This is a genomic window from Microcoleus sp. B3-D7 (genome assembly GCF_036705305.1).
Lineage (GTDB): Bacteria > Cyanobacteriota > Cyanobacteriia > Cyanobacteriales > Microcoleaceae > Microcoleus.
The window spans coordinates 32,759-44,520 of the sequence record NZ_JAUBUE010000053.1 but is presented as its reverse complement, the minus strand read 5'-3'; the positions used below and the strand labels follow the sequence as shown (position 1 = coordinate 44,520).

General features: G+C 46.8%; 5 protein-coding genes. 3 read left to right on the top strand and 2 right to left on the bottom strand.

Features of this window, described 5'->3' with window-relative positions; translation table 11 throughout:
- Positions 1-666: 666 nt before the first annotated feature.
- Positions 667-1,707, bottom strand: a complete 1,041-nt coding sequence (locus QUB25_RS25480) for a glucokinase (RefSeq protein WP_333187477.1) — start codon at positions 1,705-1,707, stop codon at positions 667-669.
- Between the two features lie 208 nt (positions 1,708-1,915).
- Positions 1,916-3,976 (bottom strand): amylo-alpha-1,6-glucosidase, encoded by a 2,061-nt coding sequence (locus tag QUB25_RS25475; protein ID WP_333187475.1) that lies wholly within the window; start codon positions 3,974-3,976, stop codon positions 1,916-1,918.
- A 317-nt stretch (positions 3,977-4,293) separates the two neighbouring features.
- On the opposite strand from QUB25_RS25475, the gene treZ reads away from it, so the two are divergent.
- The 3 genes from treZ to dnaK all read left to right on the top strand — a co-directional run bounded on the left by treZ (position 4,294) and on the right by dnaK (position 11,605).
- The gene (gene treZ, locus QUB25_RS25470) at positions 4,294-6,123 is read left to right on the top strand and encodes a malto-oligosyltrehalose trehalohydrolase (protein ID WP_333187472.1); all 1,830 of its coding nucleotides are present in this window, start codon (positions 4,294-4,296) and stop codon (positions 6,121-6,123) included.
- A 228-nt stretch (positions 6,124-6,351) separates the two neighbouring features.
- Entirely contained in the window at positions 6,352-9,147 is a 2,796-nt protein-coding gene (gene treY / locus QUB25_RS25465) for a malto-oligosyltrehalose synthase (protein WP_333187470.1), read from the top strand.
- 544 nt (positions 9,148-9,691) lie between these two features.
- The gene (dnaK, locus tag QUB25_RS25460; protein ID WP_333187467.1) at positions 9,692-11,605 is read left to right on the top strand and encodes a molecular chaperone DnaK; all 1,914 of its coding nucleotides are present in this window, start codon (positions 9,692-9,694) and stop codon (positions 11,603-11,605) included.
- The last annotated feature ends 157 nt before the right edge of the window (positions 11,606-11,762 follow it).

The window sequence follows — 11,762 nt, the reverse complement described above, 5'->3', positions numbered from 1 at the left end:
TCTAGCCAGTGCTAGCAACCCCCAAGAGCTTACTTTTACTTCGATCGCACGCGCTTTCCCAGCTAGTTTTTTATACATCATCATATTTTTGGCTTTTTGTCAACCTCTTTTACTGGACTGGCGCTCTAGACTATAAGTTAATTGAATTAGTATGGTCTTCAACAAAAGAATAAAGAATATATAGTCACTCGACTTTTTACATCAATTGAAGAGCTAGAGTATTTATTGCATGGCATCTTAAATGAACGATAATTAATAATTAAAGGAGGGCACAAAATCAAAAATAAGGGCAATTCTTGTATCAGAGTTTAAATATGCAATAGCTTAATGCTAATAGCCCTGGAGAGCAAGCACTTTGACCGCAGTTAGCTCGACACAAGGTAACAAAATCACTATCTAAGTACAAGACTCCGAGTTCGTCGCGCATTTTCATATACGGGTTTCCTTTCCGAAAGGAGGTTCGTGCTCTATTAAGCGGTGATTTCTGGAATCAATGACGAGTACCGGGGATGAAGAGTCATAATCAATTATTGAATGTGGTGCACGATCACACAATCCTTCTCGCTATTAATTGTGACTCTACCTGATGGTTTCACCCCTCAGGTAGAGTCAACAGTCTCTTTCAACCGCCGAGTAATCAATGAGATAACTTCTACTTGAAATCTCCTAAAGACCTGCCGCACAAACAGCCGCTCCAATTAATCCTACATGGGGATCCAAAACAAGACGAACAGGCATCATTTCTAACAGCGAATCCATCCGGCCTTTGTGGGTAAAAGCCCGCATAAAACCTCCGTCTTGAATCAGCGGCAAAATTTTAGCAGCGATGCCGCCGGCTATGTACAAACCGCCGTAAGGTAACAGTGTCAGAGCCAGATTTCCGGCCACTGCACCGTAGGCTTCTACAAACATTTGCATTGTTTGTTCCGAAAGCCGATCGCACTTTTTGAGTGCCGCCTGTGCAATTGTCGCTCCCGGATCGACAGTCTTTTCAGTTTTCCCGATTTCTGACTCCCATTTTTTGATAACTTCCCCTATCTCCGGCGATTCAGGAGCAAACTTTTTATCCCGCAAAAACTGGTAAATTGAAACAATCCCTTGTCCCGAAACTACACGCTCGATCGATATTCGGGAAATGTGGTGTTTTGCTAACAAATATTTCAGCAATTGAAACTCCAACTCCGAACGAGGAGCAAAGTCACCGTGCCCCCCTTCCGAAGAAAAAACCCTGATGCCATTTGCTTCGGGAATTGCATAACAATTTCCCAAACCTGTACCCGCACCAATCACAGCAATTGGGTCGTATTGGCGGGGTTTTCCAACTTGCAAAGTGTGCAAATCTCGATCGTCCAAAGCCCACACGCCGTAGCCAACCGCGACAAAATCATTAATTAAACTAACGTGTGATATTCCTAATTCCTGTTCCAGACGCTTCGCATCCAGCATCCAAGGCAAATTAGTCAGTTTTGCAGTGTTGTTAACCACCGGGCCTGCGATCGCAAAACAAGCTTTTTCAGGCAATGGCGTCAAATCCAATTTCGTAGCAGCTTCCCTCAAAAACTGCTGCACCATCGGCACTAAATCGGGAAACTCCGCGCTCGGATAGCGAAACTCGTAAAGAGCGTTCATTTCACCGTTAACAGTCCTTTCCACTAACCGCAAAATTGTCTTAGTTCCGCCAATATCGCCCGCTAATAATAATGCCATAAATCTCCTATTTTATTAGTAGTTGTCTTGATTTCGTTGCCGAATAACTCACCTAGTTTATAACAATTACAGGCAGATTGGTGAACTCTTTTTTTTAACGAACCGCAGAGGTACTCTTGACTCAGAGAAAGAGAACAGACAGAGAAAGAGAGATTCTCTTGAGGGCTTAAATTTGCGATATTACCAAATGATTGATAACACTACTAATTTAAACACCCACAGTATTAATTGCCAACCAAGCCCGCAGCACCTCAGCCACAGTCCAAGCTTGAGCCGTGCAGCCCCGAGGCGAGTGAGGGGCGTCGCCCTCAAAAATTTCGCCCAGACTGCCAACTCCGCCGCCCCTTATATGATGTGCCATCGGTTCCAGGAATTCGCGAGCTTGTGCTGGGTTTTTGTATACGTGTAAGTGCGCCAAGACAAACGGGCCAATCAGCCAGCCCCAAACTGTGCCCTGGTGGTAGGCGCTGTCGCGCTGCAATTGGTCGCCTCCGTATGCGCCGCGATATTGCGGGTGCTGCGGCGAGAGGCTGCGGAGGCCGACAGAAGTCAGAAGCTGTTGAGCGCAGGCGTCCACCACGCCGCGCTGCTGGATGGGCGTCAGTAAGGATGTATAGCGAGTTTCCTGGCGCATCCCCGCTGACAAGGAGTTGGCGGAGTGAGGAGGAATCGAGTCTAGGGGCAAGGATACGGCGAATATTTGGTTGGGTCGCAGCGAACTATCGTGTCCGTCGGGGCCGTCGAGAACGTCGTAACAGTAACCGGTTGAGACGTTCCAGAAGCGAGGGAATCCGGCGGCTGTTCGATCGCCCAATTGCTGGTATTCATTGTGAGGCTTGCCCAGTTTTCGAGCAAAACTTGCCATAGCTTGTATAGCATTGTACCAAAGCGCGCTGAGTTCGATCGGCTTACCAATCCGGGGTGTCACCACCCAATCGCCGATTTTCGCATCCATCCAAGTCAGTTGCACGCCGGTTTCGCCCGCGTAGACTAAACCGTCATCGGGATCGACGCGGATGTTATACCGAGTACCCTGCAAGTGCCAGTCAACAATCTCACATAACACCGGCCAGAGTTCGGTCAAAAGTTCGTCGTCGCCCGTGGCATCGATGTAAGCGCGAATTGCCTCAAAGTACCACAGCGTGGCGTCTGCGGTGTTGTATTCCGGTTCGCCGCCCGCATCCGGGAAGCGGTTCGGCAGCATCCCCCGATCGACATACCGCGCAAATGTCCGCAAAATCGATCGCGCAATTTCCCATCGCCCGGTACAGATTGTGAGACCGGGTAGGGCGATCGTCGTATCGCGCCCCCAGTCGCTGAACCAGGGATATCCGGCTATGATCGTTTTGCCTTGGGATTCCTCCGGTAGGGGGCGGCTGACGATAAATTGGTCGGCGGCTAGCACTAAGTGATTGATCCAGTCGGGAGATTCGCTCACTTTTGACCAGTGGTGCAGCAGTTGTTGGTCATAAGCGCGGCGCACTTCTAAAGCTTTACCGCCATTGAGTTCGGGATTTTTCTCGGTGCTGGCTATCAATGTGAGAGAACTTCCCGGTGCGATCGTCATGTGAAAAGTCGCCCCGTGCAAGTGATCCTCGCTGCAGTCCAATCCGCGGCGCTTTTCGGCTGCTAGGTCCAATCCGTAATGCCAATTGTATAAAGCCGCAGAAACTCGAAATTTTGCCTCGGCTTCGGCATCTGTCAGCAGGTACAGGGGTGCAGCCTTGGGAAATGCAGTCACGCAAACCCCGCGTTCCAAGGTTTCTAGGCTCATCTGCCAGTCGCCGGCGCTCGTGGTGTGGTGGTAGTCGCGGTAGTTGACTAGGGCTTTGACAGCGAGGGCGATCGGTTGTGAGGCCCGGTGCAAGCGGTATTGAATATATGTTGTGTTAGCACCTTGCTGCATCCAAATCCGCTTTTCCAGGATAGCGTCGGCGAGAGCAAACCTCCAAACAGGCGTCGTGCCTTCGAGGTGAAAGCTTTCGATGTAGTTGTAGCCGTGGGGTTCCATCGTCGCGTCGGTCCAGCGGTTTGTATAAAGCGGATAGGCGCGATCGTGATACACAGCCGTCTCGTCCAGCTTGGCGAGCATCAAAGTGCGTCCCAGCGGAGGTTTGAGGGCGGCTACCAGCAGCCCGTGATAGCGGCGGGTGAGGAGATTTGCGATCGTCCCGCTAGCGTAACCGCCGATCCCGTTTGTGACCAACCACTCCCGAGACTCCGCCGAGTCGAGATTGCAGCAGATTTCCCGTCCAAAAGCCATAACCATAAAGTCCACACTCGCGCTGATTTTTGACCTACCTTTAGGTAGATTTTCGACATCATATCAACCAGAAATATTAACGCTTCCAGACCGTTAATTTGGCGATCGCCCCCGTGCCGATTCATGCTCTAATTTAGACACAACCAACCGCTAATTTTGCCCTTTACACAATTTTTGCCTTTGATGCCTCTGTCTAAAGTTAGTTGTTTGTTATATTAAGTAATATTACCGTCTAAACAGGCGCTGAACGTTAAGGGCAAAGCATTTGATGGCGCGTCGGGCGATCGAACCACCAACCTATTTTATAAGGAGAACAACTCAAAGTGAAGATAGGAGCAAATTACCTCGGCAACAACCAATGTGAATTTACCGTTTGGGCGCCCACCGTCAAACAAATCGCAGTCCAAATTGTTTCCCCCAAAAAACGCCTGATACCCCTGCAACAATCAGCAGAAGGTTATTGGCAAACCACAGCTACAGACATCGAACCAGGAACCCTTTACACCTACCAAATCGAAGGAAAAACCGACCGACCAGACCCAGCCTCAAAATATCAACCCCAAGGCGTACACGCCCCGTCGCAAGTAATAGATGAAAATATTTTTATTTGGACTGACACAAATTGGCAAGGCGTGCCCCTAGCCGAAATGATTATTTACGAACTGCACGTCGGCACATTCACCCAAGCCGGAACCTTTGAAGCAATAATTCCCCAGCTAAAACAACTTAAAGAATTGGGAATCAACGCCATCGAAATAATGCCAGTAGCCCAATTCCCTGGCGAGCGAAACTGGGGATATGACGGCGTATATCCCTACGCCGTTCAAAACTCCTACGGCGGCCCCGAAGGCTTCAAAACACTCGTCAACGCCTGCCACGAACACGGTATTTCAGTAATTCTCGATGTAGTTTACAACCACCTCGGCCCCGAAGGAAATTATCTCAGGGACTTCGGCCCCTACTTTACCTCAAAATACGGCTCGATTTGGGGAGATCCCCTCAACTTCGACGATGCCTACAGCGACGGCGTGCGTAACTACTTTATTGAAAACGCCCTCTACTGGTTTCGAGACTATCACATCGATGCCCTGAGATTAGATGCAATTCAGGCAATATTTGAAGTTGGTGCAAGACCTTTTTTACAAGAACTATCCGATGCCACAGCCGAGATTTCCCAAGAACTAGGACGGAAACTTTACTTAATAGCCGAAAGTGACTTAAATGATGTCCGCACTATACGTCCTAAAGAACTGGGGGGCTTCGGATTAGACGCCCAATGGTGCGATGATTTCCACCACGCACTGCACGCCTTGCTCACTGGAGAAGACGACCGATACTACCAAGATTTCGGCAAGTGCGAACACTTAGAAAAAGCCTTCAAAGAAAGCTTTGTTTACTCCGGCCAGTACGCCCCACACAGAAAGCGGAAACACGGCAATTCTGTTAAGGATGAACCGGGTTATAAATTTCTGGTGTTTGCCCAAACCCACGACCAAATCGGCAACCGCATTTTGGGAGACCGATTATCCAAAATAGTTGACTTTGAAGGATTAAAACTTGCAGCAGGCACAGTCTTAATTTCTCCCTACATTCCCTTCTTTTTTATGGGAGAAGAATATGGAGAAGAAGCACCGTTTTTTTACTTCATTTCCCACTCGGACGAAAACTTAATTGAAGCTGTCCGCAAAGACAAACAACAAGAATTTAAAATCTTTGAAGGCCGAGGCGAGTTTAACGACCCCCAGAGTCCTGAGACTTTCGATAAGTGTAAGTTAAACTGGGAAAAACAAACCGAAGGCAAACACAAAATCCTTTGGGAATGGCATCAACATCTGATTCAACTGCGGCGGACAATACCGGCCCTTAAAAAACTAGACAAAAACAGTCTAGAAGTGTCCAGCATTGAAGCGGAAAAAATCTTATTTCTACGTCGCTGGACAGATGACAGCCAGATATTCTGCATTCTAAACTTCAACAGTCAAGAGGTAGCCTTTACGGCTGCACTTCCCCAAGGCAACTGGAACAAAATTTTAGACTCTGCTGATGAAAAATGGATGGGTTCAGGTTCTAGCTTGCCTGAAAAGATAAATTCACAGCAAGAATTGACTGTTAAACCTCAGAGTTTCGCACTTTACGAAATAATACAGAAATAGTAGGTTGGGCGGAGCGAAGCGTAGGGTTCGCTGCCGCTCAACCCAACAACTGATTTTAGATTGGCGATTTGAGATTTTAGATGGGAGCAACAATCTCAAATCTCACTTAAATCTCAAAGTGAAGGGCTTGGGCGGAGTGAAACGGAGGGTTCGTTCTCCACTCAACCTAACTATTTCTAATTTTAAACAACAAACCCAACCAACTAATTAATTAGGAGTAAAATTAAGGTGAGAATTCCCACAACCACTTATCGGCTTCAATTTCATGCAGGTTTTAACTTTGAATCCGCCAAACAAATCCTTAGCTATCTGGAAGATTTAGGAATTACCGACGTTTACGCTTCACCGATATTTAAAGCAAGAAAAGGCAGCTCTCACGGATACGATGTCGTTGACTCAAATCAGATCAATCCCGAATTGGGAACATCAGAAAATTTTGAAGCCCTCACATACGAAATCAAGAAACGGAACATGGGATGGCTGCAAGATATTGTCCCAAACCACATGGCTTACGACACTCAAAACTTGCTACTGTTAGACGTATTGGAACACGGGCCGGATTCCGACTATTTCGATTACTTTGATATTGAATGGAATCATGCTTACGAACATCTCAGAGGTCGAGTTTTGGCTCCGCTGCTGGGCAATTTTTATGGAGAGTGTCTGGAAAATGGCGAGATTCAACTCAAATACAGCGAAATTGGGCTGACAATCAATTATTATAGCTTACAATTGCCAGTAAGAATTGAATCTTATGCTAAATTTATTAGTCATAATTTGGGGCATTTAGCCAGAGAATTAGGCAGACGCCATCCAGATTTTATCAAGTTTTTGGGAATTCTTTATTTGATTAAAAATACACCTTCAGAAACTAAAGGTAAAACCCGATACGATCAGATAGCTTTTGTCAAAGGACTGCTCTGGGAACTCTACAATCAAAATCCCCTTGTACAGGAATTCATTGATGAAAATATCAAAGTTTTTAACGGAGAAAAGGGAAATGCCGAAAGCTTTAATCTGCTAGACGATTTGCTTTCCGAGCAGTTTTACCGTCTGTCTTTCTGGAAAGTCGGGGCAGAAGAAATTAACTACCGAAGGTTTTTTACGGTCAACGAACTTATTTCGGTAAAAGTTGAAGAGATTAAAGTTTTTCACAAAAACCATGCTCTGATATTCGACATGGTTGATGAGGGAAAGTTTACCGGATTGAGAATCGACCACATCGACGGACTGTACGACCCCACAGAATATTTGAAAAGGCTCCGGGAGAAAACCGGAGACACTTACATTACTGTTGAAAAGATTCTGGAACACGAAGAAGATTTGCCGTCATATTGGCCGATTGAGGGAACTAGCGGCTACGACTTTTTGAATTACGTAAACGGCGTTTTTTGTCGGTGCGATCGCGAGCAGCAATTTAGCGAAATATATCATAGATTTACTCGCTTGACCGTTCCCTACGAACAGTTGTTTTTAGATAAAAAAGGGCTGATTGTTGAGAAAAACTTGGCGGGAGATGTAGACAATCTAGCTCAACTTTTGAAGAATATCTCCGGTCAATCGAGACAGGGAAATGATTTTACTCGTCCCGGTTTGGAAAAAGCATTGGCGGCTGTTTTGACGATTTTTCCAGTCTACCGGACTTACATCAATCAAGATGGTTTGAGAGAGTCCGATCGCACTTACGTAAAATATGCGATCGCTCACGCGAAAGAACAAGTACCGCGACTTCTCAAGGAACTTAAATTTATCGAAACGGTGCTGTTGCTGGAAGAAGAAGAAACCCTAACAAGCGAACAAAAAGAGCAGCGCCGGCACTTTGTAATGAAACTCCAGCAGTTGACAGGGCCTTTGATGGCCAAAGGTGTTGAAGACACGCTTTTATACGTCTACTATCGGCTTTTATCCCTCAACGAAGTGGGAGGAAACCCCAGCCAGTTCGGCGTGTCGTTGGTAGATTTTCACGAGTTCAACAAAAAGCAGCAAGTCGCTTGGCCGCACAAAATGAATGCTACAGCTACCCACGATACCAAACGCGGCGAAGATGTGCGAGCCCGAATTAACGTTTTGTCCGAAATTCCCGATGAATGGGAACAGCAAGTCAAGTCTTGGAGAGAGCTAAACTCTTCTAAGAAAATCAACTTTGTGAATCGAATGGTTCCTGATATTAATGACGAATACTTCTTGTACCAAACTATGCTCGGCACTTTTCCCTTTGAGGGAATTGAAAACACTGATTATGTCGATCGCCTGAAAGATTATGCCATTAAAGCCGTCCGCGAAGCCAAAGTTTATACGGCTTGGCTGAGACCGGATAACGACTACGAAGCTGGTTTTATGACCTTTATCGATAGCGTTCTCGAACCTTCGGAACAAAATCAGTTCCTCAACAAATTTGTACCTTTCTGCAAAAAAGTAGCTAATTACGGAATTTTCAATTCTTTATCTCAAACGCTGCTGAAAATCGCGGCTCCGGGCGTTCCCGACATTTATCAAGGGACGGAATTCTGGGATTTAAGCCACGTCGATCCGGATAACCGCCGTCCCGTTGATTTTGACCGCCGAATCGAGGTTTTGCGGGAAATTAAAGAGCGATCTCAGACTGATATTTTGCAACTGGTTGAAGATTTGATGGCGACGCGGGAAGACGCTAGAATTAAGTTGTTTTTGACAGCAAGAGCGCTGTCTGCGAGAAAAAAATACTTGCAAGTTTTTCAATCAGGGGACTATCTGCCCCTGCAAGCAGTTGGCACATTTAAAGATAATGTTGTTGCCTTTGCCAGAAGCTTTGAAGATACTACAGTTATTGTCATTGCTCCCCGGTTTTTCACGGGAATTGTCAAACCAGAAGAATTGCCGATCAGCAAACAAGTCTGGAAAGATACTAATTTGAAATTATCCGAGCAAATGCCGTCGGTTTGGAAAGATGCAATTACAAATCAGGCGGTAGAAACTAACGGTACGTTGGCAATTGGTGAAGCTCTTAGTTACTTTCCGGCAGCTCTGCTGATCGGTGAAAAATAGCAATTAAACGCTGGAAAATTCCAGAATTTTCCGAGATTCCCAGGAGGCCGACTTGAGGCTCTCCCTCAATAATATATTCCTTCCCAGGCACAGCCTGGAAGCAAACTGATAGGGACAGGGCATTGCCGTGTCCCTTTTCAGAATTGATATTAAACCTGATTTCCAGCCAAAAAACCGATCCCGCCTACCAACCAAACAAAATTTATATACATAAGACGGCAAATACAACACAACGTATACGGTTTGCCACAATACCCGAATGGATCGCACACCGTACATTGGGAAGAGTAAAGAAAAGCAAAGCAGTCAACAACTGTAGCGGTGCAAGCCTCACGGATGCAACCGTCCCCCAATAGGTTCGGTAAATACCCCTTCATCGCAAGGTCTACCGCCCGCAGTATAGAGATCAGCACCCTATCGAAGACTGTATTAAAGCAGGACTCACTACCCGTAAACCGCGAGGTAAAATCGCAGTCCTGAATAACCAGACTATCGCACAGATAAAACACCAAAATTTTGTAGAGATTGGAGCCGGAACACCCCTATGGGAAAAGTAGTTGGAATTGACTTAGGTACGACAAACTCCTGCGTCGCAGTTATGGAAGGCGGCAAACCCACCGTCATAGCCAACGCCGAAGGGGGTCGCACCACACCTTCTGTAGTAGCATACGCTAAAAATGGCGATCAACTTGTCGGACAAATCGCCAAGCGTCAAGCCGTGATGAACGCCGAAAACACCTTTTACTCAGTAAAACGGTTTATCGGGCGTCGGGTTGATGAAGTAGCGCACGAAACCACTGAAGTTTCCTACAAAGTCCTCAAAGTTGGCAACAGCCTTAAACTAGACTGTCCCGCCCGCGGCAAGCAATTTGCACCAGAAGAAATTTCTGCACAAGTTCTCCGCAAACTCGTAGAAGACGCCAGCAAATATCTCGGCGAAACAGTTACCCAAGCGGTAATTACTGTTCCCGCTTACTTCAACGACTCCCAGCGCCAAGCTACGAAAGACGCGGGAAAAATTGCCGGTATAGAAGTGCTGCGGATTATTAACGAACCTACAGCTGCAGCTTTAGCTTACGGGTTAGATAAAAAGAGCAACGAAACCATCCTCGTATTTGACTTAGGTGGCGGTACTTTCGACGTATCTATTCTCGAAGTAGGCGACGGCGTATTTGAAGTGCTAGCAACTTCTGGAGACACTCACCTAGGCGGTGACGACTTCGACAAAAAAATCGTCGATTACATTGCAAACGAATTCCAAAGAGCCGAAGGCATTGACCTCCGCAAAGACAAACAAGCACTGCAACGCCTGACGGAAGCAGCAGAAAAAGCCAAGATTGAGCTTTCGAGCGTTACCCAAGCAGAAATCAACCTGCCGTTTATCACCGCGACTCAAGACGGACCAAAACACTTGGACACGACTTTGACGCGGGGCAAGTTTGAAGAACTGTGCTCGGATTTGATCGATCGCTCTCGCATCCCCGTAGAAAATGCGATCCGCGACGCCAAATTAGACAAATCTGCAATTAATGAAGTCGTCTTAGTTGGTGGTTCTACACGCATTCCTGCGGTGCAAGAACTGGTCAAAAAAATCCTCGGCAAAGAGCCAAACCAAACAGTAAACCCGGATGAAGTGGTCGCAGTCGGTGCAGCAATTCAAGCCGGCGTACTCTCCGGTGAAGTCAAAGATATTCTGTTGCTCGACGTTACTCCGCTGTCTCTCGGCGTCGAAACCTTGGGCGGCGTGATGACTAAAATCATTCCCCGCAACACCACTATTCCTACCAAGAAGTCGGAAACTTTCTCGACTGCTGTAGACGGCCAAACAAACGTGGAAATTCACGTTTTGCAAGGCGAACGGGAAATGGCGAATGATAACAAGGATTTGGGAACCTTCCGCTTAGATGGAGTTCCTCCAGCCCCCCGTGGCGTACCTCAAATTGAAGTTACTTTCGATATCGATGCTAACGGTATTTTGAATGTAGCTGCTAAGGATAAAGGTACTGGCAAGGAGCAATCGATTAGCATTACTGGTGCTTCTACTTTGCCCAGCAATGAAGTCGAGCGCATGGTGAAGGAAGCCGAATCGAATGCTTCTGCTGACAAAGAGCGTCGCGAAAGGATCGATCGCAAAAACCAAGGCGATTCTTTAGCCTATCAAATTGAGAAGCAGTTGGCAGAATTGGGTGATAAAGTTCCCGCTGCGGACAAGACTAAGGTTGAAGGCTTGATCAAAGACTTGCGCGATGCGATCGCTACTGAAGATGACGATCGCATCAAAACCCTAACAACAGAGTTGCAGCAAGCATTCTACGCTGTCAGCAGCAACCTGTACCAGCAAGCAGGCGGCCCAACTGATGGCCCTGGCGGCCCTGGTGGCCCTGGTGGCTATGGAGACGGCGGCCCCACTGGCGGCGACGACGTGATTGACGCCGACTTCACAGAAGGCAACAAATAAAAGGCTAAATTAAAAGCCCCCAGCTAGAAGCAAGAAACCCGGTTTTGAACAGAAACCGGGTTTCTGTTCATTCAAAAACAAACCAAAGCCGATCGGCTAAAATTACTAAAAATCTTGCTTGAGGCATATAGACAAAACTAGAATATGCTTCAATAAA